A 26,881-nucleotide genomic window follows, 5' to 3' on the forward strand; every position below is an offset into this window, starting at 1 on the left:
TCAATTCGCTCGTTGAATGAGCTGTTTTGCTGCAGCAGCGATTGCCGCGGGCGTGATGCCGAATTCGCGGTAGAGCACGTCGGCCGGCGCGGAAGCGCCGAAGCCGGCCATGCCGACGAATGCACCGTCGTCTCCGAGCCAACGCGTCCAGTCGCCCTCGACCGCAGCCTCCACGCCGACGCGCGGGGCGCTGCCCAGCACCTGGGCGCGATAGTCGCTCGGCTGCTGGCGGAACAGGTCGAAGCACGGGGCCGAGACGACCGCGGCCTGTACCCCGTCTTCCGCCAGCAGCTTTGCGGCTTCGAGCGCAATCGCCACCTCCGAACCCGTTGCAATCAGGGTGACGTCACGCGCGAAGGCCGGCTCGACGAGAACGTAGGCGCCGAGCGCGACCTGGTTGTCCTTGCTGCCGTCGCGAACCGTCGGCAGCGCCTGCCGCGACAGGCAGAGGATCGACGGCGAGGTCTCTGCCTTCAGCGCGCAGTCCCACGCTTCCGCCGTCTCGACCGCATCGGCCGGGCGGAACACCAGGACGTTCGGGATCGCGCGCAGCGCCGCCAGATGCTCGACCGGCTGATGCGTCGGCCCGTCCTCGCCGAGTCCGATGGAATCGTGGGTCATCACATGGATGACGCGGATCCCCATCAGCGCCGCAAGGCGGATCGCCGGCCGGCTGTAATCGGCAAAGCTGAGGAAGGTGCCGCCATAGGGAATGAACCCGCCGTGCAGGGCGACGCCGTTCATCGCCGCGGCCATGCCGTGTTCGCGAATGCCGTAGTGGATGTAGCTGCCGTCGAGCGTTTCCGGCCGCACCGAAACCTGCGACTTCGCCAGCGTCAGATTGGAGTGCGTGAGGTCGGCCGAGCCGCCCAGCAAATTGGGCAACGCCTCCGCGATCACGTCGATGACCTGCTGCGAAGCCTGCCGCGTGGCGAGCTTCGGCCGCTCGGTCGCGAACCGCTCCACCAGCTTGGCCATCGCCTCGGCATAGGCGCAGGGCAATTTCCGGTTCAGCGCATCGTGGAACGGAGACCGCTCGGCCCTGTCGCCCTTGCAGGCGCCGCGCGAACGCTCGATCCAGGCCCGCCGTGCGTCGCGGCCGCGGCCGCCGAGCTCGCGCCACTCCGCCAGCACCGCATCGGGAATCTCGAATGCCGGATACGGCCAGCGCAGCGCGGCACGGGTCTTCGCCACCTCATCGGCACCGAGCGGCGCGCCATGCACCTTTTCGCTGCCCTGCCGGTTCGGCGCGCCGAACCCGATCACCGTCCGGCAGGCGATCAACGACGGACGATCGCTCGATCGCGCCTGCCTGATCGCCGCGGTGATCGCCTGCGGATCGTGGCCGTCGACGCGGTTGACGTTCCAGCCGCTGGCCTTGAACCGCGCCGTCTGGTCGTCCGAGCAGGACAGCGAGGTGGCGCCGTCGATCGAGATATGATTGTCGTCGAACAGCACGATCAAGCGGTTCAGCCGCAAATGGCCGGCCAGCGAGATCGCCTCATGGCTGATGCCTTCCATCAGGCAGCCATCGCCGGCGATCACATAGGTGTAGTGGTCGACGAGGTCGTCGCCGAAGCGGGCGTTCATCAGCCGCTCGGCAAGCGCCATGCCGACCGCGGTCGCAACCCCCTGCCCGAGCGGCCCGGTCGTGGTCTCGACACCCGGGGTGTGGCCGTACTCGGGATGGCCCGGGGTCTTCGATCCCCACTGCCGGAACGCCTTGAGCTGGTCGAGCGTCATGCTCTCGTAGCCTGTGAGGTAAAGCAGCGCGTAGAGCAGCATCGAGCCGTGACCGGCCGACAGCACGAAGCGGTCGCGGTCGGGCCACGCCGGATCGGCCGGGTCGAACTTCAGGAAGTCCGTGAACAGCACGGTCGCGACATCGGCCATGCCCATCGGCATGCCGGGGTGGCCGGATTTCGCCTGCTCGACCGCGTCGACGGCGAGGAAGCGGATGGCGTTGGCCATCTCGTCGTGGCTGATTTCGGGGCGGCTGGCTACGGACGCAAGTGCGGTCATATCGTTCGCCTCTTTCGTTCGATCAGTTGCAGGATCAGCGGGGTCAGGATGAGCTGCATCGCGAGGTCGAGCTTGGCGCCGTGCACCACGATCGAATTGGCGCGCGACATGAAGCTGTTCGGGATCATCGAGAGCAGATAGGGGAAGTCGATGCCGCGCGGGTTCTTCAAGCGGATCACGACCATCGATTCATCCGGCGTCGGGATCCAGCGCGCGATGAAAGGGTTCGACGTATCGACGGTCGGCACGCGCTGGAAGTTGATGTCGGTCTCGGTGAATTGCGGACAGATGTAGTTCACGTAGTCCGGCATGCGGCGCAGGATGGTGTCGGTCACCGCCTCGGTGGAGTAGCCGCGATGGCTGCGATCGCGGTGCAGCTTCTGGATCCATTCGAGGTTGATGACCGGCACGACGCCGATCTTGAGGTCGGCATGCTGCGCGACATTCACCTTGTCGGTGACCACGGCGCCGTGCAGGCCCTCGTAGAACAGGAGGTCGGAATTCTCCGGCAGCGCCTCCCAGGCGGTGAAGGTGCCGGGCTTGGCGCCGTAGAGCCGCGCCTCCTCCTCGTCGTGCACATAGTGCCGCGTGGTTCCGGTGCCGGTCTCGGCATAGTCGCTGAACAGCTTCTCCAGCTCCTGGAACAAATTGGTCTCGGGGCTGAAATGGCTGAAGTGCTTGTTGCCGCGCTCGGCTCTCTCCGCCATCAGGCTGCGCATCTCGGCGCGGTCGTAGCGGTGGAACGCGTCGCCCTCGATATAGGCGGCGACCACGTTCTCGCGGCGGAAGATGTTCTCGAAGGTCTTCTTCACCGAGGTGGTGCCGGCCCCGGAGGAGCCGGTGATCGAGATGATGGGATGCCGACGTGACATGCGGTCCTCCTCAGCGGAACAGGCCGCGCCGCGCGAACAGCGGGGCATCGCTGCTTTCGAACAACGGCTCGACGGTCAGGTGGATCGCATCGACGTCGCGCACGGCGCGCGCCGATCCCATGATCAGGGGCACACGCTGATGCGGCGTGCGTGCCGACAGTTCGAGAATGCGCGACCGGCCGTTCGACGCGGCGCCGCCCGCCCATTCCATGATCAGTGCGATGGGATGCGCCTCGTACAGCAGACGCAACCGGCCTTCGCGGTAGCCCTGGCGCGCATCCGCCGGATACAGGAACACGCCGCCGCGCATCAGGATGCGGTAGGCCTCGGCGACCAGCGAGCCGATCCAGCGCATGTTGAAGTCCTGCCCGCGCTCACCGTTCACGCCGGCGAGGCACTCGTCGATGTAGCTGCGCACCGGGCCGCTCCAGTGCCGCCGATTCGAGGCATTGATGGCGAATTCCGACGCATCCTGCGGCACGCGCAGATCGCGCGCGGTCAGGACGAACTCACCGGTTCGCGGGTCCAGCGTGAAACAGTCGACGCATTGGTCGAGCGCCAGCACCAGCACGGTCTGTGGACCGTAGATGAAGCAACCTGCGGCGCATTGCGCCGTGCCGGGCTCGAAGAAGGTCGAGATGACGTCGTTTCCCTTCGGCCGGATCGAGAAGATCGTGCCGATCGAGATGTTGTTTTCGAGATTGGCGGATCCATCGAGCGGATCGATCGCGACGCAGAGCGGCGCGTCGGGATCGAGCGTCTCGGGCAGTTCGACTTCCTCCGACAGCACTGCGGCGACCGGCGCGGCGCGCAGCGCGTTCCGCATCAGGTCGTCGGCGACGATGTCGATGGTCTTCTGGCGATCGCCGTCGGGATTGACGCCGCCGCTCTCGCCGCCGACTCCGGCGAGCGGCCCGGCGGCAATGATGCGCGAGAGCTCGATCGCCGCACGCGCAAGGGCTTCGATCACCACAACGGTCGCGGCGCGCAACGGGTTGTGTTGCGTCGGCCACTCCAGATGGGCATGCAATGCAGGACGAATCTCCACCGGCCTCTCCCTATGATCGCGCCCTCTGTCCCGAGGCTTCGAGAGGCGACCTCAGGGGAGTCGCCTTCGCCCTATCAACGCGCGAATTGCCCAATTAGGGAAATTTTATTATCTTTGGTCCGGGCAAAGTATTTCTTATGGAGCTTGTCATGGCCGGCAACTTCTCACGGGATCTCACCATCCGCCAGCTGCGCGCACTGTCGACCTTGCACGAGGCCGGATCGATCACGTCGGCCGCCAACCGGTTGAACCTGACGCAGCCCGCGGTGACGCTGCAGCTTCGCAACCTGCAGGCGCTCGCGGGGTTGCCGCTGATCCAGCGCACCGGCGACGGTATGGCGCTGACGGATGCCGGCGCGCATGTGCTGACGCTGGTCGAGCGGATCGAGGCGGCGCTGAAGGATTGCGAGCAGTCGCTCGACATGATCGCCGGCCGCAGCGGCGGCCGCGTCGCGATGGGCGCGGTCTCCACCGCGAAATACTTCGTGCCGTTCGCGATCGCGGCGTTCTCGCGCCGCTTTCCCAAGATCGAGGTCACGCTCAGGATCGGCAACCGCGAGGAGATTCGCGACGCGCTGCGCGGCTATGATCTCGACATCGCGGTGATGGGCCGGCCGCCGGCCGACGTCGAGGTCGAGATGAAGCCGCTCGGCCGGCATCCGCACTTCATCGTCGCCGCGCCCGATCATCGGCTGGCGCGGCGGCGGCACGTCGCCCCATCGGAGCTCGCCAACGAAACCTTCATCACTCGCGAGCAAGGATCGGGGACGCGGATGCTGATGCAGCAATATTTCGAGCGGGTCGGGCTGGAGCCGAAACTCGGCATGGCGATGGACAGCAACGAGACCATCAAGCAGGCGGTGATGGCCGGGCTCGGCATCGCCTTCATCTCCCAGCACACGGTGTTCCATGAGCTGGAGGACGGCCGGCTGGTGGTGCTCAAGGTGAAGGGCCTGCCGATCGTCCGGCAGTGGCACGCGATCAGGCGCGCCGACAAGATCCTGCTGCCGCCCGCGCAGGCCATGCTGGATTTCCTCGGCAAGGAGGGCTGGCGCTATCTGCCGAATTCAAACTAGCGCCCGGGCGACGTTGCAACGCCCGATCGAGCCAGAAAATCGAGGTGGTGCCGTATGTTAGGCATTGAAGTTCCGCGAAACGCATGTCACATCTTGACTGCGGTCACCCGGCGGACCGCACCCTGCGAGGGAGGTTGAACTGCAGAACCAGTCCCCGCCGACGCCCGACTTCAAGGCGTTATTCGAGGCGGCGCCCGGCCTTTATCTGGTGCTGACGCAGCCCGACTTCCGCATCGTGGCAGTGAGCGACGCGTATCTGCGCGCCACCAAGACCGAGCGCGCCGCGATCCTCGGGCGCGGGCTGTTCGAGGTGTTTCCCGACAATCCGGACGATCCGACCGCCGACGGCGTGCGGAACCTGCGCGCCTCGCTCGAGCGCGTGGTCCAGTTCCGCCGCCCCGACACCATGACGGTGCAGAAATACGATATCCGCAAGCCCGAGTCGGAGGGCGGCGGCTTCGAGGAACGCTACTGGAGCCCGCGCAATACGCCGGTGCTGGGGCCGAACGGGCAGTTCACCTACATCATCCATCGGGTCGAAGACGTCACCAGCTTCATCCAGCTGAAGCAGCGCGGTGCCGAGCAGGACCAGCTGACCGACCGGCTGCGCGAGCGCACCGAGCAGATGGAAGCGGAAATCTTCATGCGCGCCCGCGAGGTCGAGGCCGCCCGCGAACAGCTCGAAGCCGAGCAAAAGCTCCGCCAGGTGCAGAAAATGGAGGCCGTCGGGCACCTCTCCGGCGGCATCGCCCACGACTTCAACAATATCCTGACCGTCATCACCGGCCTGATCGACATCCTCGCGGAAGCCGTTGAACATGATCCCGCGCTGTCGTCTGTCGCCAAGATGATCACCGATGCGGCGTTTCGCGGTGCAGAAGTGACCAAGCACCTGCTGGCCTTCTCGCGGCTGCAGCCGCTGCAACCGCGTGAAGCGAATCTCAACACGCTGGTGCAGGACACCGCGCGGCTGCTGCGCCCCTCGCTTGGCGAGCAGATCGAGATCGATACCGCGCTCGAGCCCGATGCCTGGTCGGCCTTCATCGATCCGAACCACATGGCGACCGCGCTGCTCAATCTCGCGGTCAATGCCCGCGATGCGATGCCCGATGGCGGCAAGCTGATGCTGGAGACCAGCAACGTCATCCTCGACGAGGTTTATGCCGTCGCCAACCCCGATGTGCGGGCGGGTGAATATGTGATGGTCGCGGTCAGCGACACCGGCGGGGGCATCCCGGCGGGGATCCGCGACAAGGTGTTCGAGCCATTCTTCACCACCAAGGACACCGGCAAGGGCACCGGCCTCGGGCTCAGCATGGTGTACGGCTTCATCAAGCAGTCCAACGGACACCTCAAGATCTATTCCGAAGAGGGCCACGGCACCTCGATCAAGCTCTATCTGCCGCGCAGCAGCGGCGACATGATCGACGTCGAGCCGCCTCCTCCGGTCGACACCCGCGGCGGCAATGAATCCATCCTGGTCGTCGAGGACGATCCGCTGGTGCGCAATTACGTCAGCGCCCAGCTCGAGCAGCTTGGCTATCACACCATGGTCACCGCCAACGGCCCGGAAGCATTGGCTGCGGTCGACAACGGGTTCGTCTGCGACGTGCTGTTCACCGACGTCATCATGTCCGGCGGCATGAACGGCCGGCAGGTCGCCGACGCCGTGATCGCCAAACTGCCCTCGGTGCGCGTGCTCTTCACCTCCGGCTACACCGAGGACGCGATCATCCACCACGGCCGTCTCGATCCGGATGTGACGCTGCTGCCGAAGCCCTATCGCAAGTCCGATCTCGCGCGGATGATCCGGCAGGTGCTGGCCCAGCCGCCGGCGGCGGCAATGGGCAAGTGACGCGGGGCATCACGCGTCTCCGTTCTGCTTCTTGATCTGATCGGCCGGCACGGCGCATCCGGACAAGAACAGTGCCGCGCAGGCCTTGGCGCGGGCCTCGATCTGCGCCCGCGACGGCGGCGGCCTGTGGCCGTACATCACGTCGCGTTGCGGCTGGAACACGAGCATGCCGAGCAGCATGCCCGCAGCAGCCTGCGCGTCGTCCACCGCGATCCTTCCCCTCCGCTGCTGCACGCCGAGCCACGCAGCGAGCGCGCCAAGCGTCCGCTGCATCGCCTTCTCGTAGAACATCTCGGCGATGTCGGGAAATTTGTCGCTGTCGGCCAGGATGATGCGCTGAAGCGCGATGACCTCGGCATCGAGGATCAGCTCGCCACAGGTCGAGAGTGCGGCCTCCAGTGCCGCCGCGATATCACGGCCATCGCAGGCGCCGAGATTTACGGCGGATATGAATCGGTCCATCCGGTCCGTCACCGTGCCCTCGAACAGCGCCAGCTTGGTCGGGATCAGCCGATAGAGTGTCTTGGTGGAGACGCCGGCGCGGCAAGCCACGTCGGCGATGTTGGCCGCAGCAAAGCCGCGCTCGGAGAACTCGCGCCGCGCGGCGTCATAGATCAGCGCACGCGTCTCGTCGTCGGAACGCAGCTGCGGCCGCCCACGACCGCGCCGCGCCGGCGCGCCTTGCTCAGTCTGATCCTTGTCATTCCGGTTCATCCGCGAGCCATGCTTTTAAATGATGCCTGTCATTCTATTGACACTCCCAATATGGGCTCTATTTTGGAAAACATCAAGTTTCCTAATTAATCCCGCGGGCATCGACCGAAATTTGCAAGATTTTCCAGCGGGATAGACGGATCAGGAGCGCCGCCCATGAGCCAGCATGAGACATCATTCAAGGCCGAAAGCCAGGTTCCGGCCGAGACCGCCAGGCAATTGATCGCAAATCCGGAGGCCGCCAGGCCGCCCGCCGCCAAGGGCAGGCTTCGCCGCCTGCTGCTGGCCGGCGCGGCGCTCGCCGTCCTTTCGGGCGGAGCCTGGTACGGCTGGGACTACTGGACGGTCGGCCGCTTCCAGGTCTCGACCGACGACGCCTATGTGAAGGCCGATAACACGACGATCGCGCCAAAAGTCTCCGGCTATCTCAGCGCGGTGCTGGTCGGCGACAACGAGCATGTGCGCGCCGGCCAGATGCTGGCGCGGATCGACGATCGCGATTTCAGGGTCGCGCTGGATCAGGCCAAGGCCGACGTCGACGCCGCCGAAGCCGCGATCGCCAGCAAGCATGCGCAGCTCGATGTGCAGCAGTCCGTGATCGAAGCGGCCCGCGCGACGCTCGCCGTGGACACCGCGACGCAGACCTTCGCCGAGCAGGAGAACAAGCGCTACACCGACCTCGCCGGCACCGGCTTCGGCAGCGTGCAGAACGCGCAGCAGGCGCAGTCGCGCTACGCCAGCGCACAGGCCGCTGTCGCCCGCGATACCGCGAACCTCGCCTCCGCGCTCCGCCAGGTGGAGCTGCTCAAGGCCGACATTGCCCAGGCGGTCGCGGCGCAGGCGCGGGCGACCGCGCTCCAGCATCAGGCCGAGTTGAACCTCGGCTACACCACCATATCAGCCCCGATCGACGGCGTGGTCGGCAACCGCACCCTGCGCACCGGCCAGTTCGTCCAGGCCGGCACCCAGCTGATGTCGCTGGTGCCCGCCGCCGGCGCCTATGTCATCGCGAACTACAAGGAGACGCAGCTCACCAATGTCCGCAAGGGTCAGCCGGTCGAGATCGCCGTCGACATGTTCCCGGGACAGGTGGTGCGCGGCCATGTCGACAGTCTCGCGCCCGCCAGCGGCCAGGAATTCGCGCTGCTGCCGCCAGACAATGCGACCGGCAACTTCACCAAGGTGGTGCAGCGCATTCCGGTGAAGATCGCACTCGACGCGACGGCGGTCGAATTGCGGCCCGGCATGTCGGTCATCCCGACCATCGCAACCTTGTCGCAACCTGGCGAGGCGCCGCGCTCCGGCGCCTCTCCCAAGCTCGCTGTCGCCTCCTTCAAATAGGTGATGTCATGTCCGATCTCGCGCTCTCGTCCCCGGCTGCTGCGCCCCGCGCGGCAGCTGTAGCGGCCGATCCCAACCGCGCCAGCATGGCGGTCTGGATTTCCATTGTCGCCGCCATGATCGGCGCCTTCATGGCGATCCTCAACATCCAGATCACCAACGCCTCGCTGCTCAACATCGAGGGCGGCATCGGAACCGGCGTCGACAACGGCTCCTGGATCTCGACCTCCTATCTGATCGGCGAGATCGTGGTGATCCCGCTGACCGACTATCTCAGCCGGGTGTTTTCCTTCCGCAAGATCATCATCGGCTTCGCCACCCTGTTCGCGATCTTCTCGGTCGCCTGTGCCTTCACCCACGACCTGCCCTCGATGATCGCGATGCGCGGCTTGCAGGGTTTCTTCGGCGGCGTGCTGATCCCGATGGCCTTCACGCTGGTCTTCACCAAGCTGCCGAAGGCCCAGCAGCCGGTCGGCCTTGCCATGTTCGCGCTCGCCGTGACCTTCGCCCCCGCGATCGGCCCGACCATCGGCGGCTACCTCACCGAGAATTACGGCTGGCAGACCATCTTCTTCGTCAACGTGATCCCGACCGCGGTGATGGTCATCACGCTCTACTTCACGCTGGAACGCCAGCCGATGCAGTTGCATCTGCTGCGCGAGGGCGACTGGCTCGGCATCGCCACGATGGCGATCGGCCTGTCGTCGCTGCAGGCCGTGCTCGAGGAAGGCAACAAGAACGACTGGTTCGGCTCGCCCTTCATCGTCAAGCTCGCGGTGATCGCAGCGGTCAGCCTCACTCTGTTCGTCTGGATCGAGCTCGTCGTCGAGAAGCCGCTGATCCGGCTGCGCCTCCTGACCCAGCGCAGCTTCGGCTTCGGCACCATCTCGGCGGTGTTCGTCGGCTTCGCGCTGTTCGGCTCGGTGTACCTGCTGCCGGCCTATCTCGGCCAGGTGCAGCGCTACAACGCCGAGCAGATCGGCCAGGTGCTGGCCTGGACCGGCCTGCCGCAGCTGATCCTGATCCCGCTGGTGCCGAAGCTGATGCAGCGCTTCGATCCGCGCTTCATCGCCTTCACCGGCATGATCCTGTTCGCGGTCTCCTCCTTCATGAACATCGCGATGTCGCTCGATTACTCCGGCGACCAGTTCTTCGTCCCGAACATCGTCCGCGCGATCGGCCAGGCGATCATGCTGGCCCCGCTGTCGGCGGTCAGCCTCGGCAGTGTCGCGCCGCAGGATGCCGCGGCGGCCTCCGGCATCTCCAACATGATGCGCAATCTCGGCGGCGCGATCGGCACGGCCCTGCTCGCCACCATCGTCACCAAGCGCGAGCAGTTCCACTCCAACATCATCGGCCAGTCGGTCGACCTCGGCCGCGAGGAAGTGCGCACCCGGATCGCCGAGGTGACCAATTACTTCCTCAGCCACGGCATCTCCGATCCGGCGACCGCGCACCACCAGGCGATCGTGGCGCTCGGCAATATCGTGAAGCGCCAGGCCCTGGTGCTTGGTTTCAGCGACACCTTTGCCGTGATCGGCATCGTGCTGGTGTTCGCCGCGATCGCGATCCTCTTGACCGGAAAGCCGAAGAACGCGGCCGGCGGCGACGCGGCGCATTGATCTGTCGGGCGGCGGCCGCGGGCCGTCGCCCTCCCCTTTTACTTGTCAGCTTGCCTCGCGCAGCTTGAAGCGCTGGATCTTCCCGGTCTGGGTCTTCGGCAGCGCCTCGACGAAGGCGATCGCGCGGGGATATTTGTACGGCGCGATCGTCGCCTTGACGTGATCCTGCAGCAGCTTGACCTCGACCTCGTCGCAGCGCGCGCCCTGCTTCAGCACGATGAACGCCGAGACGATCTGCCCCCGCTCCTCGTCGGGTGCGCCGATCACGGCGCACTCCGCGACATCGGGATGGCCGAGCAGCGCGGCCTCCACCTCGGGACCGGCGATGTTGTAGCCCGCCGAGATGATCATGTCGTCGGCCCGTGCCACGAAGGACAGCCGGCCGTTCTCGTCCCTGACGAAGGCATCGCCGGTGATGTTCCAGCCGTCGCGGACATATTTGGTCTGCCGGGAGTCGGCGAGATAGCGGCAGCCGGTCGGACCGCGAACCGCCAGCTTGCCGACCTGGCCCGCCGGCAGCTCGTTCATGTCTTCGTCGACGATCTTCGCCTCGTAGCCGGTGACAGGCGTGCCCGTGGTGCCGCCGACGGCGCTGCCGGTGCGGTTGGTGATGAAGATGTGCAGCAGTTCAGTGCTGCCGATGCCGTCGAGGATCGGCTTGCCGGTCTTCCTGGTCCAGCTCTCGAACACCGGCGCCGGCAGCGTCTCGCCGGCCGAGACGGCGAGCCGCAGCGACGACAGATCGGCGCCCTTGTCCATCGCGGCCATCATCGCGCGATAGGCGGTCGGCGCGGTGAAGCAGATCGTCGCCTTGTAGGTTTCGATGATCCGGATCATCTCGCTCGGCGCCGCGTTCTCCAGCAGCGTCGCGGTGGCGCCGAAGCGCAGCGGGAAGATCGCGAGCCCGCCGAGGCCGAATGTGAACGCAAGCGGCGGCGAGCCGACGAACACGTCGTCGGGTGTGACCTTGAGCACTTCCTTCGCATAGCCGTCGGCAACGATCAGGAGATCGCGGTGGAAGTGCATGGTCGCCTTGGGCTCGCCCGTCGTGCCCGACGTGAAGCCCAGCAGCGCGACGTCGTCGCGGCCGGTCTTCACCGCATCGAACTTGACCGGCTTGTTCAGCGCGATCCGGTCGAGCTCGGCGTCGTGGTTCTGCGTGCCGTCGAAATTGACGACCTGCTTGAGGAATTTGCTGGTCTTGGCGCAGGCCACCAGTTCATCCGCGATGCGGCTGTCGGTTAGCGCCAGCGAGATCTCGGCCTTGTCGACGATCTTGGCCAATTCGCCGGCGCGCAGCATCGGCATGGTGTTGACGACGACGGCACCGGCCTTGGTCGCAGCGAGCCAGGCCGCGACCAGCGCCGGGTTGTTGCCCGAGCGGATCAGCACGCGATTGCCGGGCTTGACGCCGTAATTCTCCACCAGCGCGTGCGCCAGGCGGTTCGACCAATCGGTCAGTTCCTTGTAGGTGCGCTGACGGCCATTGCCGATCAGCGCGATGCGATCGCCCATCCCCTGCTCGACGATGCGGTCGGTCAGCTCGACCGCGGCGTTGAGATAATCCGGATATTGAAACTCCGGCCGGTCGAGCAGCAGCTGCGGCCATTGCGCTGATGGCGGCAGGTTGCGCCGTGCGAAATCGTCGACATGCCCGGATGGGCCGAGCCCGGGAAATTCACCTGACATTCGATTGCCCCTCGCTTTCCATCCAGAAAGGCCAAGACCAATATCGAGAAGAACAAGGACGCCCCGCAGCGTTCCAATCGCCAATCATTTTATACTTAAAATAGTTTGGCGCAAGGGTGGAAATCGCGCGGCAATCGCCGGCCGATCCTTCAGAACCTCAGATTTGCGTAAGCTGCTTCAGCCGCGCGACCATCGCCGAGCCCGGGTCGGCGAGCGGCGCGATCGCGGTGAAATGATTGGCGTCCGGCACAACGCCGAACCGCGTTGCGACGCCCGCTTTGCCCCAGACATCGACGATGGTCCGGCTCTGCCGGTGATATTCCGCGCTCTCGGCGCCGCCGACGACGGCATCGAGCGTCGCGCCCGCAGGCGGCGTCCAGGACAGCGGGCTCGCCGCACGTGCTGCGGCGCGGTCGAGGCCAAGCGCCTTGTTGATGGAGGTGCCGACCAATGGCTCAAGCTCGAACAGGCCGGAGATCGCGTAAGCAGCCCTGACCAGGTCCTTCGGCAGCGACCCATCATAGGCCGGCCAATCGGTCGCGAGCATGCATGCGGCAAGATGTCCGCCTGCGGAGTGTCCCGACACGACCAGCGGCCGGCCGAGTCTGGCCAGTTCGCGGCACGCCGCACGCATCTCGCCGATGATGTCGCCGACCGTGACATTGGGACAGAGATCGTAGCTCGGCACCGCGACGCCGATGCCGTGGCCATTGAGCCCTCGCGCGCAGTGGCTCGATGACGAGCCGTCGAGCGCCTGCCAGTAGCCGCCATGGATGAAGACCACGAGCGGGCCGTCACGATCGCCTTCGAACAGGTCGATGACGTTGCGGCTGCCCGGACCATAGGTCAGCCGCCGCGGCGGATGCTGCTCGCGATAGGCCGCGGAGTCCCTCGCCCAGCCGGCCATCAGCGCCGGATTTTCCGGCACCCGCGCCCGGTTGTTGTATTCGACCTCGTAATCGACCTCGGTCACGGCTTTAAGCGCTCCTTGCCTTGGCGGAGCGCTGCGCCGAGCCCTTGGCCTTGGCGAGCAGCCGCATAAGTTCGCGGATATCCTTCGGCGAGAGGTCGCCGAAGATATCGGCGATCCACTTCTCGTGCTCGGCGGCCATCTTGCGGAATTCGGCGCGGCCGAGCTTTGTGAGCCGGATGAACTGCACGCGGCGGTCCGTCTCCGAGGTGCGGCGATCGAGATGGCCTGATTCAACCAGGCGCTCGACCAGCCCGGTGACGTTGCCGTTGGATACCATCATCCGCTTCGACAGGTCCGACAGCGTCATGCCGTCGGATACCTTGTCGAGTTGGGCCATCAGGTCGAAGCGCGGCAGCGTGACGTCGAACTTCTCGCGCAGCCGGCTGCGCACCTCGCCTTCGATCAGCGTGGTGCAGGTCAGGAGGCGCAGCCACAGCCTGAGCTCGGTGCCGTGGTCGTCGGGCAGTTCGACGGCTTTGGTTTCGGAATCGAGGATCATGCGGCGATCGTGCCTCCGCGGCGGGTTCCGGTCGGACCAATTGCTTTGAGCTTCAAGCAATTCGCGGCGCCCCGCAAGGACAATTGCGAATCGTGCCTGATCCGTCTGGGCAATCCTGCAATTTCTTTAAACTTCAAGCAATTGGCGCGGCGCTTGCATGTGCTACGCCTGCATGGTCCGCGGCGATCATCCTGACGCAATGCCGCATCGCTTGCAGCGGTCGCGCGCGTCAGACTAAGCTGCGGCCAATTGGGCTGAAGCCGAAACATCAAAAGCAGTGGTCGGGGGAGAGACATGAAACAATTGATGAAGCTCGCGGGATTGGCGGCGCTGCTGGGTGTCGCCGTCACCCCGGCGACCGCGGAGGAGAAGATCAAGATCGGCGTGCTGGTCACGACCTCCGGCCCGGCCGCGGCGCTCGGCCAGCAGGTCCGCGACGGCTTTGCGCTCGCGATCAAGGACCTCGGCGGCAAGATGGCCGGCCGCGATGTCGAGATCGTCAACGCCGACGACGAACTGAAGCCCGACGTCGCGGTGGTCAAGGTGCGTGGCCTGCTCGAGCGCGACAAGGTCGACTTCGTGGTCGGCCCGATCTTCTCCAACATCCTGCAGGCGATCCACCGCCCGGTCACCGACAGCAAGACCTTCCTGATCAGTCCGAACGCTGGTCCTTCCAGCTACGCCGGCAAGGAGTGCAACCCGTTCTTCTATGTGACGTCGTACCAGAACGACCAGGTGCACGAGATCCTCGGCAAGGTGGCGCAGGACCGCGGCTACAAGCGCGTCTACCTGCTGGTGCCGAACTATCAGGCCGGCCGCGACTCCGTCGCCGGCTTCAAGCTCGACTACAAGGGCGAGGTCGTCGAGGAATCCTACACGCCGCTGAACACGCTGGATTTCCAGCCCGAACTCTCCAAGATCGCCGCGCTGAAGCCGGACGCGCTGTTCACCTTCATGCCGGGCGGCATGGGCGTTAATCTCGTGAAGCAGTACAAGCAGGCTGGCGCCACCGTGCCGGTGCTCTCCGCCTTCACCGTCGACGAATCCACCCTGCCCGCGCAGCAGGACGCAGCGGTCGGCATGTTCGGCGGGGCGAACTGGGCCCCGAACCTCGACAATCCCCAGAGCAAGAAGTTCGTCGCCGCCTATGAGGCGGCCTACAACGGCGTGCCCGGCACCTACGCCATGCAGGCCTATGACGCGGCGCTGTTGATCGACAGCGCGGTCAAGGCCACAAAGGGCGACCTCTCCAACAAGGACGCGGTCGCGGCGGCGCTGAAAAAGGCCGACTTCACCTCGCTGCGCGGTAACTTCAAGTTCAGCAACAACGGCTATCCGATCCAGGATTTCTATCTCACCAAGGTCGCGAAACGGCCGGACGGCAAATTCCAGACCGAGATCGTCGAGAAGGTGTTTTCGAATTATGGCGATCGCTACGCCAAGGACTGCGCGGCAAAGTAAGGCACTCAAAGCGTTTTCGAGCGAAATGGGTATCGGTTCGCGTGAAGAAAACGCGTCAAATGGAGATCAAGAGACATGACGATGAAAGACGAGATCGCCGGCATCACCCGCGCCAATGAAGGCATCCAGGGCATTTCCTGGAGCATCCTTGGCCAGACCTACGTCCCGAAGAGCCGCACCGAGCATTCATTCTCCTGGCACGCCACCTTCCCGCCGGGCACCTTCGTTCCTCCGCATATCCACCCCGACCAGGACGAGTACCTCTACATCCTCGAGGGCAAGCTCGACTTCATGCTCGACGGCGCCGACGAATCCGCAACTCCTGGCGATCTGGTTCGCCTGCCGATGGGCAAGCCGCACGGCATCTTCAACAAGTCGCAGCAGCCGGCCAAGACGCTGTTCTGGGTGTCGCCGACGCGGAGGCTCTACGACCTGTTCTGGGCGATCCACAACATGAAGGAGCAGAACCCGGATGACGTGGTGCGGCTCGCCGCCGAGCACAACATCCACTTCCTGCCGCCGCCGCCGGCGTAGCTTATTCCGTCATTGCGAGCGAAGCGAAGCAATCCATATTTCCGCGATCGCGGAACGATGGATTGCTTCGTCGCTTTGCTCCTCGCAATGACGGTGTGGAGATGGCCTGCCGGACGTCTCCTCCTGCAAAGGACCTATTGCCGCGCCACCACGCGCGCGGCAAAGCCGGCCTTGGCGGCATAGCCGCGGACGATCGCCTCGCGCGCCTCGTAATTGAGGATGGTGTCGACGTCGGTAAAGCCCTGCGGCGCGAGCTGTTCGACGGCGTCGATCACGCCTTCCGGCCCGCCGCGGCGGTTGGAGGCAACGATGTCGGCGGTCATCGGCAGCCGCTGCCGCTCATAGGCCGCCAGCGCGTGGCGCGGATGCTCCGCCCGCGCCAGCAGGTCGGCCAGGCAGCGCGCATCGAGGATCGCCTGCGATGCGCCGTTCGAGCCGACCGGATACATCGGATGCGCGGCGTCGCCGAGCAGCGTGACCCGGCCGCTCGACCAATACGGCAAGGGATCGCGGTCGCAGCACGGATACTCCCAGAACTCAGGCGTCGCGTTGATCAGGCCGGCGAAGTCGACCTGCGGGATCGTGAAACCAGTGACATAGGGCATCATCTCGTCGCGCCGGCCGAGATTGGACCAGCCCTCGCGGCGCGGCGGCGGCGAGGTGCCGTCGCCGATCCGCACCAGCACCGCCCAGTTGGTGAGGCGGCTCGCGGGGCTCGAGCCCGCCGCGATCGGATAGATCACGGCCTTGGCGTTCAGGCCGCCGGCGATGATCATCGAGCGCCCGGTCAGGAACGCCGGCCAGTCGGTCGCGCCGCGCCACAGCATCAGGCCGTTCCAGCACGGCCCGCCCTCGTCCGGAAACAGCGTCTGCCGCACCTTCGAGTGGATGCCGTCGGCGCCGATCAGAATGTCGCCGCGCGCGGTGCGCACATGGGCGCCGCTGCGGTCGAAGAAATAGGCCGAGACGCCGCCCTCGTCCTGGGTGAAGGAGCCGAGCCGGCAGCCGGTGTGGATCGCATCCGCGCCGAGCCGGTCGATCACGGCCTGATGGATCACGCTTTGCAGGCGGCCGCGATGGATCGAGAATTGCGGCACGTCGTGGCCGGCATCGAGCCCGCGCTTCTCGTGCCAGACCTGCTGGCCATGTCGCGTCAGATAGAACAGCTCATAGGTGCGGATCGCCACCTCGTCGAGCTTGTCGAGCAAACCAAGCCCCGCCAGCTCGCGGATCGCATGGGGCAATGTGTTGATGCCGACGCCGAGCTCGCGGATCGTCTCGGACTGCTCGTACAGCTCGCAAGCGATGCCGCGCGAGCGCAGCATCAGCGCAGTGGTGAGGCCTCCGATTCCGCCTCCGACGATAATCGCCTTCATCGTCCTCACCTCCACTCACAACAGGACGCTTTTACGCTTTGGCCTAAGGTCGCATGCCCGCTCGCCCCGCCGCAAGCGGGTTTGTCGTCTGGGACTTGGGCGGGCCCGCGACGATTGGGCTTAGGCTTAACATTGCTTCAGCGTACTCCGATCCATCTCCGTCACCCTGAGGCGCTCGCGCAGCGAGCCTCGAAGGGTAGACGGCCACCAGCCGGGCCGTGCATCCTTCGAGACGCCGCTTCGCGGCTCCTCAGGATGACGGGATTGGCGGAACTGCGTCGCCCTCAATCCGGCACCACCGCAATCGCCTGGATTTCCACCTTGGCGCGATCCTCGATCAGGCCGGCAACCTGGATCGCGGTCATCGCCGGAAAGCGCCGGCCGATGATGTCGCGATAGACCGTGCCGATCTCCTTCAGCCGCGCGGAATATTCCTTGCGGTCGAGCAAGTACCAGGTCATCGACACGATGTGCTCCGGCCCGGCGCCGCCGGCGGCGGCGACCGCGACGATGTTGCGCAAGGTCTGGCCGATCTGCGCGACGAGATCGTCGGTCTCGAACACGCATTGTCCGTTCCAGCCGATCTGGCCGGCGATGAAGAGCTGTTTGCCGCGCGCGGCGATGCCGTTGGCGTAGCCGATCGGCTTGGCCCATCCCTGGGGTTGCAGGATCTCGATCATCTCAATTGCCCTCGAAGGCCGGTTTCTGCTTTGCGGCGAACGCCTCGAAGGCGCGGCGGAAATCGCCGGTGACCATGCAGATCGCCTGCGCCTGCGCTTCCGACTCGATCATCTCGTCGACGCCCATCGCCCATTCCTGGTTGAACATCGTTTTCGTCACGCCATGCGCGAACCACGGTCCATCGGCGAGCGAGCGCGCCAGTTCTTGCGCGGCACCGGCGAGCTCGGCCGGCGGCACCAGACGGTTGTGGAAGCCCCACGCAAACCCTTCCTCGGCGCTCATCGCACGCCCGGTGTAGAGCAGATCGGCCGCATGCCCCTGCCCGATCACGCGCGGCAGCAGTCCGCACGCGCCCATGTCGGCACCGGCTAGGCCGACGCGGGTGAACAGGAACGCGGTCTTGGCCTGCGGCGTCGCCAGCCGCAAATCGGACGCCAGCGCCAGCATCGCACCGGCCCCGGCGCAAATGCCGTCGATCGCGGCGACGATGATCTGCGGGCATTTGCGCATCGCCCGCACGACCTCGCCGGTCATCCGCGTGAAGGCCAGCAGGTCCGGCATCGCCATCCGCGTCAACGGCTCGATGATCTCGAACACATCGCCGCCGGAGCAGAAATTACCCTCGGCGCCGGTCAGCACGATCGCGCGGACATCGGAGGCATATTTGAGATTGGTGAAGAGATCGCGCAGCTCCTCATAGGACTCGAAAGTCAGCGGATTCTTCTTGTCCGGCCGGTTCAGCGTGATGGTCGCGACACGGCCGCTCGCATCGACCTGCCAGCGGAAGTGCTTGGCGGGATAATCCTTGAACGGCCGGAGCTTTGCTTTCATCTCGGACATGACGTGTTCCTTCACCCGGTAAAGACTTCGCCGCCGGCGACCGCGACGGCTTGTCCGTTGATTGACGATGCGCCCTCGGCGGCAAGCCAGAGGATGGCGTCGGCGACCTCCTCCGGCGTCACCAGCCGCTGCATCGGATTGACTTTTGCCAACGCTGCGCGCGCTTCCTGTTCGCTGCGGCCGGTCTTGGCGACGATGTTAGCGGCGGCATCCGCCACCAGCGGCGTATCGGTGTAGCCGGGGCAGACCGCATTCACGGTGACGCCGCGCCGTGCATATTCCAGCGCCAGCGAGCGCGTGAGGCCGATGACGCCGTGCTTGGCCGCGACATAGGCCGAGACGTAGGCATAGCCAGTGAGACCCGCGGTCGAGGCGACGTTGATCACGCGGCCGCGGCCGCGTTGCGCCATGCCCGGCAACACCGCATGCGTCACCAGGAACACGCTGGAGAGATTGCTCGCCAGCATGTCCGCCCACAGCGCCGCATCCGTCTTGTCGAACGGCGCACTTCCGGCCTTGCCGGCATTGTTGACGAGAATATCGATCGGCCCCGCCTCAGCCTCGATCTGCGCGACACCCTTGGTCACCGCAGCTTGATCGGTCACGTCGATCGAAACCACGGCGCCAACCTGCTTGTCGAGCGATGCCGCCGTCGCCTTCAGCGCGTCGATCCGCCGCCCGGCGATGCTGACGCGCACGCCGGCTTTTGCGAGAGCGATCGCCGTCGCGGCGCCGATGCCGGAACCGGCACCGGTCACCAGCGCATGTGCGTTGGGCCAGAACCTCATCATGCCTTCACTCCCGCAGCCGCGCGTTCGAGATTGGCTTCATATTGCGACTTGCCCGACAGGTACTGCTTCGGCCAGGCGACCTGCTTGACGCCGATCTTCGCGGCCTCATGCAGCGTCCAGGCGGGGTCGGCGAGATGCGGCCGCGCGATGGCGCAGAGATCGGCGCGGCCGGCGGCGATGATCGAGTTGGCGTGATCCGCCTCCGAGATCGCGCCGACCGCGATGGTCGCGATGCCGACCTCGTTGCGGATCTTGTCGGCGAATGGGGTCTGGTAGAGCCGGCCATAGACCGGATGGTCGTCGGCCCAGACCTGCCCCGAGGAGCAGTCGATCAGGTCGGCTCCCGCCTCCTTGAACAGCTTCGCGAAGGCCAGTGCATCCTCGGGCGTGTTGCCGCCCTCGGCCCAGTCGTGACAAGACAGGCGGACCGACATCGGCTTGTCCTCCGGCCACACCGCGCGGACGGCGCGGAACACCTCCAGCGGATAACGCGCGCGGTTCTCGATCGATCCGCCATAGTCGTCGGTGCGGCGGTTGGTCAGCGGCGAGAGGAAGCTCGACAGTAGATAGCCGTGAGCGCAGTGCAGCTCCAGGATATCGAAGCCGGCGGCCGCACCGCGCCTGGCTGCGGCGACGAACTGCTCGCGCACCTCGTCCATCTCGGCGCGGCTCATCGGCTCCGGAATCTGGCCGTCGGGCAGATAAGGCACTGACGAAGCCGACACCAGCGGCCAGTTGTGGTCCGGCAGCGCTTCGTCCATGCCTTCCCAGGCGACGCGCGTTGAGCCCTTGCGGCCGGCATGGCCGAGCTGGATGCCGATCCTGGCTTGCGAATTCTGATGCACGAAGTCGACGATGCGCTTGTAGGCCGCCGCCTGCGCGTCGTTCCAGAGGCCGCAGCAGCCGGGCGTGATCCGCGCTTCCGGCGACACGCAGGTCATCTCCGTAAACAGAAGGCCGGCACCGCCGAGCGCGCGGGAGCCGAAATGCACCAGATGGAAGTCGGTCGGCACGCCCTCCTCCGCCGAATACATCGCCATCGGCGAGACGATGATGCGGTTATGAAGCGACAGGCCGCGGATCTGGAATGGCGTCAGCATCGGCGGCGTGACGCGGTCGTTGGTCGCGGCCACGCCGCTGCGCTCCGCGAACCAGCGCTCATAGCCCTCGAGCCATGTCTTGTCGCGCAGCCGCAGGTTCTCGTGGCTGATGCGCTGCGAGCGGGTCAGCAGCGAATACATGAACTGCTCCGGCTCCAGCGTGTCGGCATAGCGCGAGCCGACCACCTCGAACCATTCCATCGCGTTGCGCGCGGCGTTCTGGATCCGTGCCACGTCGACCCGGCGCAGCTCCTCGTAAGCCTTGAGCACCGCGGGAATGCTGTCCCGCGTCGCGCCGTGGATCTTGAACTGGTTGGTCAGCTCGATCGCATCCTCCAGCGCGAGCTTGGTTCCCGATCCGATCGCGAAATGCGCGGTGTGGGCGGCGTCGCCCATCAGCACGACATGGCTGTTGCCGTTGAACGCGGTCCATTTGCCGCAGATCAGCCTGGGAAACGACAGCCAGGCCGAGCCGCGCAGATGCCGCGCGTTGGAGACCAGATGATGCCCCTCGAGGATTTCCGCGAACACGTTCTCGCAGAACGCTATGGAGTCGTCCTGCTCCATCTTGTCGAGACCGTGGGCGAGATAGGCCTCCTCGGTGGTCTCGACGATGAAGGTCGCCGCGCCCTCCTCGAACTTGTAGATGTGCGCCTGGAACCAGCCGTGCTCAGTCTTGCGGAAGTCGAAGGTGAAGGCGTCGAACGGACGGTTGGTGCCGAGCCAGATATAGCGGTTCGGCCGCATCAGCATGTCGGGCTGGAAGGCCTCGGCATATTTGACGCGCACCTTCGAATTGACGCCGTCGCATGCCACGATCAGGTCGGCGTCGGGAAACTCGAGATCGGAATTCACCTCGCGTTCGAAGATCAATTCGACGCCGAGCTCCTCGGCGCGCGCCTGCAGGATGTTGAGCAGCCGCTTGCGGCCGATGCCGACGAAGCCGTGGCCGGTGGTGCGCATGCGCCGGCCCTTGATCAGGACCTCGATGTCGTCCCAGTGGTTGAAGGCCTGCTCGATCGTGTCAGCGGTGACCGGATCCCATTTGCGCATGTTGTCCATGGTCGCATCCGAGAACACCACGCCGAAGCCGAAGGTGTCGTAGGGCCGGTTGCGCTCGACCACCGAAATGACGTGCGCGGAATCCAGCATCTTCATCAGGATGCCGAAATAAAGCCCGGCCGGCCCGCCTCCAATGCAAACGATACGCATGGCGTTCTCCCGTTGGCTTCGGCGGGTTGGGGGTGCGGACGAGGCGTGTTCCCCCTGGAGCCGACAAGGGATAATATTTTATACTTAAAATAATTGTCAAGGGAGTTGGCGCCCCACCCAACGCTGTCGTCCCGGCGCAGGCCGGGACCCATACGCCGCAGCAGATATTGTCGGCGGGACTCGTCGTTCCAGCGACGTACAACAATGACGATCTGTGGTTATGGGTCCCGGCCTGCGCCGGGACGACACTGAACTTGTTGCCCCTGATTTGCCCGTCGAAGGCGTGGCAAGACGGCGGATTGCGCTGCGCTAATCCGCCCTACGCCGAGGATCTACCCACTGCACGCGCCGTCAATGCACCGCGGCGTACAGGATCTTGTCCTGCGTCGCGTCCGCCGCATCGAACTCGGCGACGATGCGGCCGGTGCGGGCGACCAGGATGCGGTCGGACACCGCGAGGATCTCCGGCAGGTAGGACGAGATCACCACCACCGCCTTGCCCTCGTCGGCGAGGCGGCGGATTTCGCCGTGGATGTGCGGGATGGTGCCGACGTCGACGCCGCGCGTCGGCTCGTCGAAGATGATGATCGAGGGGTCCTGCACCAGCGTCTTGGCCAGCACCACCTTCTGCTGGTTGCCGCCGGACAGCTCGATGATCCTGGCCTTGCGCTGCAATGCGCTGATCTTGAGCCGATCGACCCAGTAGCTGGCGAGCTTGCTACGCCGCGCGCGCGACAGCAGGAAGCTCCAGCCCTTTCCGGTGGCGAGGCTGCCGATATAGACGTTGTCGTCGACCACCATGGTCTCGAAGAAGCCGTTGGCCTTGCGGTCCTCGGTGATGTAGGCGATGCCGTCATTGATCGCCTGCCGCGGCACGCGGTAGCGGATCGGCTTGCCGCGCAGCCGGATGGTGCCGCCATTGACCAGATTGCGCTTCAGTGCGCCATAGATGATCTTGGCGATCTCGGTGCGGCCGGAGCCGATCAGGCCGGCGATGCCGACCACCTCGCCGGCATAGACCGAGAACGACATGTTCTTGACCGCCATGCCCATGGTGACGTTCTCGACCGTCAGCACCTTCTCGCGGCGCTGATGGGTTTTCGCCTTGCCGCCATAGACCGCCTGCGCCACCTCGCGGCCGACCATGTGCTGCACCAGCGCGTCGCGGGTGAGCTGCCTGGCCGGCGCCGTGATCACCAGCTTGCCGTCGCGCAGCACGGTGATGCGGTCGGCGATCTGCAGGGACTCCTCCAGCGCATGCGAGATGTAGATGATCGAGACGCCGCGGGCGCGCAGGTCGCGCACCAGATGGAAGAAGTGGACGATCTCCTCCGGCGTCAGCGACGCGGTCGGCTCGTCGAAGATGATGATGCGCGCCTTGTTGTAGATCGCGCGCGCGATCTCCACCATCTGCTTCTTGGCGGTGCCGAGCAGCGCCACCGGCGTTGCCGGATCGACGTGGAAGTTGAGCGACTGCAGCAGCTGCTGGGCCTGGATGTTCAGGGTCCGGAACCGCGTCAGCAGCTTTTCGTTGCCGAGCTCGATGTTCTGCGCGGCGGTCATGGTCGGCACCAGACTGGTCTCCTGATAGACCATGCAGATGCCGGCATTGAGCGCGTCGCGCGGCTGCTCGAAGCCTGTCGGCTTGCCGTCGAGCAGATAATCGCCGGAGGTGAGCTGGATCGCGCCCGCGATCGCCTTGCACAGCGTCGATTTGCCGGCGCCGTTCTCGCCGACCAGCGCATGCACCTCGCCGGGATAGAGGTCGAAATTGACGCCCTCGATGGCGTGGACGCCGCCATAGATCTTCGAGCCGTTGGTGATCCGCAGCACCGGCTCGCGGGCTGCGGAGCTCTCTGCCGTCCTGGCGCCGGGGGCCGCCTGCATCACACCGTCATTCATCGCAGCTCTCCCGTATGGCGCAGCAGGCGTCCGGCGCCGCGCGCCGCGATCACGACGCCCGATGGCGTGGCGCAGGCGGCGGTGATGCCGTGGAAGCGGCCGCCGGCGCGGCTGTGCAGGCTGTCGGTCGCATCGCCCTCGGCATCGAGATGCACCAGCAGACCGTAGGAGCGCGGCGGCGCCCACGGCTTCTGGATACCGAGCGCCTTGACGCTGCCGATCTGCATCGGCTCGAGGCAATCGCTGCCGCCGGCGAGCGCCGGCGCGACCCAGTAATCCGGCGGCATCGTCGCCATCATCTCCTCGCGGAAATCGTCTTCCTTGAGCACGAACTCGATCAGATGGGTGCGGCGGGCGAAGATGCCGAGCAGCATGCCGCCGTGGCCGTCCGGATGCAGCCGCGCCGGATAGCCCGGCATGTTGGCGGCGACGGTCTCGCGCGGACCAAGCCCGTTGCCGCCAAGCGCGAACCGGCTGAGGCGATGCGCCCAGCTTTCGGTGAGCCACAGGCTGTTGCCGTCGGCCGAAACACTCACGCCATAAGGATAGGGCAGATCGCGCAGCAGCACCTGCGGATTGTCGAGGCCGGCGCCGCAGCTGATGAGCCGGCCATTGGCGCGCTTCTCCATCAAATCGTGCCGCCATTCGCCTGGACGGCGACCGCTACTGCCTTCGACGGCATAGATGCGGCCATCGGGCGCCGCCGTCACCGACAGCAGCCCCGTGAGCGCGCTGCCGCCCACGGACTCCAGCCAGCGCGGATCGGGCTTCGCCGGATCGATCGCGGCAAGGCCCCTGCCCGCGACGCAGACCAGGAGGCGGCCGTCCGGATGCAGCGCGAGCCCGCCGGCATCATCCTCGAATTCGGCGACGACCGTACGTGTCGACAAGTCACTGCCGCCGAGCTTCAGCACCCGGCGTCCGGCCGAGACATAGACCGTGCCGTCGCCGGCGTCGATCACGTCGTCGACGCCGGGCAACGGCTCGCCGATCGGTGTGGCGGTGTCGAGCCGGTCGTTCGAGCTCAGCGCGCCGTCGAGCGGCGGGATCGCGTTCTGGCCGCCGTCGCGGTCGATGACGCTGCGGATGTCGCGCAGCAGATGATCGAAAAATCCCATTACTTCGTCACCCTGCTCTTTGCGCCCCAATAGGCATCGTAGCCGGTCCAGCTGTCGTCGACGCCGTCGAGCTTGATGCGACCGATCCGGTTGTTCTCGAGCCCGCCGAGATAGAGATAGCCCTGATGCTCGCGCATCGACGTCAACGTCGAATGCGAGATGCCGGTCGGGTCCCACCAGGATTCCAGCGCCTCGCCGTTCTCGTTGAATTTCAGCACGCAGCCATGGTTGAGCGCCGGCGCCAGCCACTCGTCGGTCGGCACCTGCTTCACCATGCGCAGGCGGAAGCCGGGCTTTCGCGCGGCAAGGTCGAAGGTCGGTGTGCGGATGCCGACCAGCGCCAGCCAGTAGGTGCCGTCGGAAGCGCGGTTGATGTTGTCCGGGTTGCCCGGCAGTTCGTCCATCAGCACCTCGGTCTTGCCCTTGTTCGGCCCGTCGATCCAGTGGCGGAACACCTTGCACAGCGAGGTCGACGCGATCAGAATCGACTTGCCGTCATGCGAGACGCAGATCCCGTTCGGGAAATAGAAGTGGTTGATCACCGTGCGCGTGGTCCTGGTCGCCGGGTCGTAGCAGACCACACGGCCGTTCGGCCGGCCCTCGAGGATGTCGAGGGTGTTGGTGGTCATCTCGTAGCGCGTGGTGCAGTCGCTGAAATAGATCTTGCCGTCGGGCGCGATGTCGAGGTCGTCGGCCATGCGCAGGCGGGAATCGTCATTCAGCTTGTACCAGGTGCGGTTGGTCTCGTCGGTGACCTTGAAGATGCGGCCATCGGGGGCGACGCCGTAGACGCCCATGCCGGCGACGGCGACGATCAGATTCTCATCGCGATCGAACTGCATGCCGAGCGGCCGGCCGCCGATATGGGCGAACACCTCGCGGGTCTCGAAGTTCGGCCCGGAGAAGCGGATCACATTGCCGTCGCGGGTCGAGCCGTAGAGCCGGCCCTGGCGGTCGAGGATGACGTCCTCGGGCCCCTCGACCTGATCGACGCCGATCGCCTGCGCATTGATCAGCCGGTCGTTCTGCGCGTAGGGCGAGGCCGCGCCGGGCTGCACCGCGGGCGCCGAGGCGAGCGGCACGAAGGCCGGATTGACATAGATCTTCTGGATCGCCTTGCCGCGGTTCTTCGACCATTTGACATCGATGCCGACGGCGGCGAGCAGGATCATGCCGGTCACCGCCGAGGTGACGTAGCCCGGGATGCCCATCCGCACGAGGCCGTTGATCAACAGGAAGATGATCAGCGCGCCGATCATCGCCCGCCATACCGTGCCCTTGCCGCCGGCGAGCGACACGCCCCCGAGCACGACGGCGGTGAGCGCCTGGAATTCCCACCCCACGCCGGTGGTGGAATCCGTCGAGGCTTGCCGCGCGGCGTAGAAGATGCCGCTCGCCGCGCACAGCGTTCCCGACAGCACATAGGTCATGAACAGCATCACGCGGACGCGGATGCCGGCGTGGCGCGCCGCCTTGCGGCTGGCGCCGATCGCGGTGAGATGCCAGCCATAGCGCGAGCGCGACAGGAAGATGTGGCAGATCAACAGCACCACGAACAGCGTCGCCGCATTGACGGGAATGCCGAGCACGCTGCCGCCGCCGATGAAGTCCCAGGCGTCGCTCTCGACCGAGTTGGTCGCGAACACCTGAGCGTAGCTGGTGTTGAGCAGGTTGACCGAGGCGCGCAGGATGATCAGCGTCACCAGCGTGGTCAGGAACGGCCGCGTCTTGAGGAAGCCGATCAGGAAGCCGTTGAGGCTGCCGAGCAGCGCGCCGACCAGAAGCGTCGCCGGCACGGCGAGGCCGACCGGCCATTCGCGCACAAGCAGGAAGTACAGTGCCGCGAAGTTGCACAGCGCGAAGATCGCGCCGACCGACAGGTCGATGCCGCCGGTGACGAGGCAGAACCCCATCGCCAGCGCGACGAAGCCGAATTCGGCGAACAGCCGCAGCAGCGACACCGAGTTCTGCACCGAGGCGTAGTCGGGAATCGTGAGCGCGAAGTACGTCCACAGCCCGATCATCACGGTGAAGGGAACCACCGGCTCGAACCACTGTTTCAGCAACAGCTCCGACAGCAGGAGCCGGGGTGAAAATCGCCGCACCGATGCGGCAAAGGAATCAACGGCCATCGACATCGCCAAAGCACCCTCTT

21 protein-coding genes are annotated in these 26,881 nt (G+C 65.7%); 6 read left to right on the plus strand and 15 right to left on the minus strand.

Annotation, left to right across the window (positions count from 1 at the left end):
• From tkt to J2R78_RS01215, 3 genes are read right to left on the minus strand one after another with little or no spacing between them, the layout of a single operon-like run.
• Entirely contained in the window at positions 1-2,022 is a 2,022-nt protein-coding gene (tkt, locus tag J2R78_RS01205) for a transketolase (RefSeq protein ID WP_253609430.1), read from the minus strand.
• The gene (locus J2R78_RS01210; RefSeq protein ID WP_092080122.1) at positions 2,019-2,894 is read right to left on the minus strand and encodes a phosphoribulokinase; all 876 of its coding nucleotides are present in this window, start codon (positions 2,892-2,894) and stop codon (positions 2,019-2,021) included. The genes tkt and J2R78_RS01210 overlap by 4 nt, the downstream gene beginning before the upstream one ends.
• A 10-nt stretch (positions 2,895-2,904) precedes the next feature.
• Positions 2,905-3,936: a class 1 fructose-bisphosphatase gene (locus J2R78_RS01215; RefSeq protein ID WP_375167101.1), complete on the minus strand. Its 1,032-nt coding sequence runs from the start codon at positions 3,934-3,936 to the stop codon at positions 2,905-2,907.
• 155 nt (positions 3,937-4,091) lie between these two features.
• Between J2R78_RS01215 and J2R78_RS01220 the strand changes: the two genes are divergently transcribed.
• Together J2R78_RS01220 and J2R78_RS01225 are read left to right on the plus strand one after the other, a co-directional pair.
• The gene (locus J2R78_RS01220; protein ID WP_028331483.1) at positions 4,092-5,018 is read left to right on the plus strand and encodes a LysR family transcriptional regulator; all 927 of its coding nucleotides are present in this window, start codon (positions 4,092-4,094) and stop codon (positions 5,016-5,018) included.
• Positions 5,019-5,157: 139 nt separating this feature from the next.
• Positions 5,158-6,873 carry an ATP-binding protein gene (locus J2R78_RS01225; RefSeq protein WP_256521540.1) on the plus strand — a complete coding sequence of 572 codons (1,716 nt, stop codon included), beginning with the start codon at positions 5,158-5,160 and terminating at the stop codon, positions 6,871-6,873.
• A 9-nt stretch (positions 6,874-6,882) separates the two neighbouring features.
• On the opposite strand, the gene J2R78_RS01230 is transcribed toward J2R78_RS01225, so the two are convergent.
• Positions 6,883-7,587 carry a TetR/AcrR family transcriptional regulator gene (locus J2R78_RS01230; protein ID WP_253609431.1) on the minus strand — a complete coding sequence of 235 codons (705 nt, stop codon included), beginning with the start codon at positions 7,585-7,587 and terminating at the stop codon, positions 6,883-6,885.
• A 156-nt stretch (positions 7,588-7,743) separates the two neighbouring features.
• Between J2R78_RS01230 and J2R78_RS01235 the strand changes: the two genes are divergently transcribed.
• Positions 7,744-8,928, plus strand: coding sequence for an HlyD family secretion protein (locus J2R78_RS01235; protein WP_253609432.1), 1,185 nt, complete (start codon positions 7,744-7,746; stop codon positions 8,926-8,928).
• Positions 8,929-8,936: 8 nt separating this feature from the next.
• Positions 8,937-10,550, plus strand: coding sequence for a DHA2 family efflux MFS transporter permease subunit (locus tag J2R78_RS01240; RefSeq protein ID WP_375166970.1), 1,614 nt, complete (start codon positions 8,937-8,939; stop codon positions 10,548-10,550).
• A 45-nt stretch (positions 10,551-10,595) separates the two neighbouring features.
• Here the strand turns inward: J2R78_RS01240 and J2R78_RS01245 are convergent, their stop codons facing one another.
• The 3 genes from J2R78_RS01245 to J2R78_RS01255 all read right to left on the minus strand — a co-directional run bounded on the left by J2R78_RS01245 (position 10,596) and on the right by J2R78_RS01255 (position 13,711).
• Complete coding sequence (locus J2R78_RS01245; protein ID WP_253609433.1) at positions 10,596-12,239, minus strand: benzoate-CoA ligase family protein; 1,644 nt, start codon at positions 12,237-12,239, stop codon at positions 10,596-10,598.
• Between the two features lie 157 nt (positions 12,240-12,396).
• Positions 12,397-13,212 (minus strand): alpha/beta hydrolase, encoded by an 816-nt coding sequence (locus J2R78_RS01250; RefSeq protein ID WP_141339868.1) that lies wholly within the window; start codon positions 13,210-13,212, stop codon positions 12,397-12,399.
• Between the two features lie 4 nt (positions 13,213-13,216).
• Positions 13,217-13,711, minus strand: a complete 495-nt coding sequence (locus J2R78_RS01255; protein WP_016845834.1) for a MarR family winged helix-turn-helix transcriptional regulator — start codon at positions 13,709-13,711, stop codon at positions 13,217-13,219.
• A gap of 294 nt (positions 13,712-14,005) precedes the next feature.
• Between J2R78_RS01255 and J2R78_RS01260 the strand changes: the two genes are divergently transcribed.
• Positions 14,006-15,172 carry an ABC transporter substrate-binding protein gene (locus J2R78_RS01260; protein ID WP_253609434.1) on the plus strand — a complete coding sequence of 389 codons (1,167 nt, stop codon included), beginning with the start codon at positions 14,006-14,008 and terminating at the stop codon, positions 15,170-15,172.
• 81 nt (positions 15,173-15,253) lie between these two features.
• A complete protein-coding gene (locus J2R78_RS01265; protein ID WP_026192554.1) occupies positions 15,254-15,706 on the plus strand; it encodes a cupin domain-containing protein in 453 nt (150 codons plus the stop codon).
• A gap of 134 nt (positions 15,707-15,840) precedes the next feature.
• On the opposite strand, the gene J2R78_RS01270 is transcribed toward J2R78_RS01265, so the two are convergent.
• The 8 genes from J2R78_RS01270 to J2R78_RS01305 all read right to left on the minus strand — a co-directional run bounded on the left by J2R78_RS01270 (position 15,841) and on the right by J2R78_RS01305 (position 26,858).
• The gene (locus J2R78_RS01270; RefSeq protein ID WP_253609435.1) at positions 15,841-17,082 is read right to left on the minus strand and encodes a flavin-dependent oxidoreductase; all 1,242 of its coding nucleotides are present in this window, start codon (positions 17,080-17,082) and stop codon (positions 15,841-15,843) included.
• Positions 17,083-17,366: 284 nt separating this feature from the next.
• Positions 17,367-17,762 carry a RidA family protein gene (locus J2R78_RS01275; protein ID WP_253609436.1) on the minus strand — a complete coding sequence of 132 codons (396 nt, stop codon included), beginning with the start codon at positions 17,760-17,762 and terminating at the stop codon, positions 17,367-17,369.
• 1 nt (position 17,763) lies between these two features.
• On the minus strand, positions 17,764-18,603 hold the full coding sequence (locus J2R78_RS01280) for an enoyl-CoA hydratase family protein (protein WP_193375388.1): 840 nt from the start codon (positions 18,601-18,603) through the stop codon (positions 17,764-17,766).
• Between the two features lie 11 nt (positions 18,604-18,614).
• Entirely contained in the window at positions 18,615-19,394 is a 780-nt protein-coding gene (locus J2R78_RS01285) for an SDR family NAD(P)-dependent oxidoreductase (protein WP_253609437.1), read from the minus strand.
• A complete protein-coding gene (locus tag J2R78_RS01290; RefSeq protein ID WP_253609438.1) occupies positions 19,391-21,706 on the minus strand; it encodes a bifunctional salicylyl-CoA 5-hydroxylase/oxidoreductase in 2,316 nt (771 codons plus the stop codon). The genes J2R78_RS01285 and J2R78_RS01290 overlap by 4 nt, the downstream gene beginning before the upstream one ends.
• 351 nt (positions 21,707-22,057) lie before the next feature.
• Positions 22,058-23,593, minus strand: coding sequence for a sugar ABC transporter ATP-binding protein (locus tag J2R78_RS01295; RefSeq protein ID WP_092079835.1), 1,536 nt, complete (start codon positions 23,591-23,593; stop codon positions 22,058-22,060).
• 11 nt (positions 23,594-23,604) lie between these two features.
• Positions 23,605-24,726, minus strand: a complete 1,122-nt coding sequence (locus J2R78_RS01300; RefSeq protein WP_253609439.1) for an SMP-30/gluconolactonase/LRE family protein — start codon at positions 24,724-24,726, stop codon at positions 23,605-23,607.
• The gene (locus tag J2R78_RS01305; protein ID WP_309144977.1) at positions 24,726-26,858 is read right to left on the minus strand and encodes an SMP-30/gluconolactonase/LRE family protein; all 2,133 of its coding nucleotides are present in this window, start codon (positions 26,856-26,858) and stop codon (positions 24,726-24,728) included. Before J2R78_RS01305 ends, J2R78_RS01300 begins: the two co-directional genes overlap by 1 nt.
• Positions 26,859-26,881 lie beyond the last annotated feature (23 nt).

Origin of the sequence: Bradyrhizobium sp. USDA 4538 (genome assembly GCF_024171045.1) — a bacterium.
In the GTDB taxonomy this organism is placed as follows: domain Bacteria; phylum Pseudomonadota; class Alphaproteobacteria; order Rhizobiales; family Xanthobacteraceae; genus Bradyrhizobium; species Bradyrhizobium australafricanum.

What these genes read in the sequence shown, in the direction of transcription:
- tkt (WP_253609430.1), bottom strand. Translation starts at nt 2,022, where the DNA reads ATGACCGCACTTGCGTCCGTAGCCAGCCGCCCCGAAATCAGCCACGAC.
- J2R78_RS01210 (WP_092080122.1), bottom strand. Translation starts at nt 2,894, where the DNA reads ATGTCACGTCGGCATCCCATCATCTCGATCACCGGCTCCTCCGGGGCC.
- J2R78_RS01220 (WP_028331483.1), top strand. Translation starts at nt 4,092, where the DNA reads ATGGCCGGCAACTTCTCACGGGATCTCACCATCCGCCAGCTGCGCGCA.
- J2R78_RS01230 (WP_253609431.1), bottom strand. Translation starts at nt 7,587, where the DNA reads ATGAACCGGAATGACAAGGATCAGACTGAGCAAGGCGCGCCGGCGCGG.
- J2R78_RS01235 (WP_253609432.1), top strand. Translation starts at nt 7,744, where the DNA reads ATGAGCCAGCATGAGACATCATTCAAGGCCGAAAGCCAGGTTCCGGCC.
- J2R78_RS01240 (WP_375166970.1), top strand. Translation starts at nt 8,937, where the DNA reads ATGTCCGATCTCGCGCTCTCGTCCCCGGCTGCTGCGCCCCGCGCGGCA.
- J2R78_RS01245 (WP_253609433.1), bottom strand. Translation starts at nt 12,239, where the DNA reads ATGTCAGGTGAATTTCCCGGGCTCGGCCCATCCGGGCATGTCGACGAT.
- J2R78_RS01255 (WP_016845834.1), bottom strand. Translation starts at nt 13,711, where the DNA reads ATGATCCTCGATTCCGAAACCAAAGCCGTCGAACTGCCCGACGACCAC.
- J2R78_RS01260 (WP_253609434.1), top strand. Translation starts at nt 14,006, where the DNA reads ATGAAACAATTGATGAAGCTCGCGGGATTGGCGGCGCTGCTGGGTGTC.
- J2R78_RS01265 (WP_026192554.1), top strand. Translation starts at nt 15,254, where the DNA reads ATGAAAGACGAGATCGCCGGCATCACCCGCGCCAATGAAGGCATCCAG.
- J2R78_RS01270 (WP_253609435.1), bottom strand. Translation starts at nt 17,082, where the DNA reads ATGAAGGCGATTATCGTCGGAGGCGGAATCGGAGGCCTCACCACTGCG.
- J2R78_RS01275 (WP_253609436.1), bottom strand. Translation starts at nt 17,762, where the DNA reads ATGATCGAGATCCTGCAACCCCAGGGATGGGCCAAGCCGATCGGCTAC.
- J2R78_RS01280 (WP_193375388.1), bottom strand. Translation starts at nt 18,603, where the DNA reads ATGTCCGAGATGAAAGCAAAGCTCCGGCCGTTCAAGGATTATCCCGCC.
- J2R78_RS01285 (WP_253609437.1), bottom strand. Translation starts at nt 19,394, where the DNA reads ATGATGAGGTTCTGGCCCAACGCACATGCGCTGGTGACCGGTGCCGGT.
- J2R78_RS01290 (WP_253609438.1), bottom strand. Translation starts at nt 21,706, where the DNA reads ATGCGTATCGTTTGCATTGGAGGCGGGCCGGCCGGGCTTTATTTCGGC.
- J2R78_RS01295 (WP_092079835.1), bottom strand. Translation starts at nt 23,593, where the DNA reads ATGCAGGCGGCCCCCGGCGCCAGGACGGCAGAGAGCTCCGCAGCCCGC.
- J2R78_RS01300 (WP_253609439.1), bottom strand. Translation starts at nt 24,726, where the DNA reads ATGGGATTTTTCGATCATCTGCTGCGCGACATCCGCAGCGTCATCGAC.
- J2R78_RS01305 (WP_309144977.1), bottom strand. Translation starts at nt 26,858, where the DNA reads ATGGCCGTTGATTCCTTTGCCGCATCGGTGCGGCGATTTTCACCCCGG.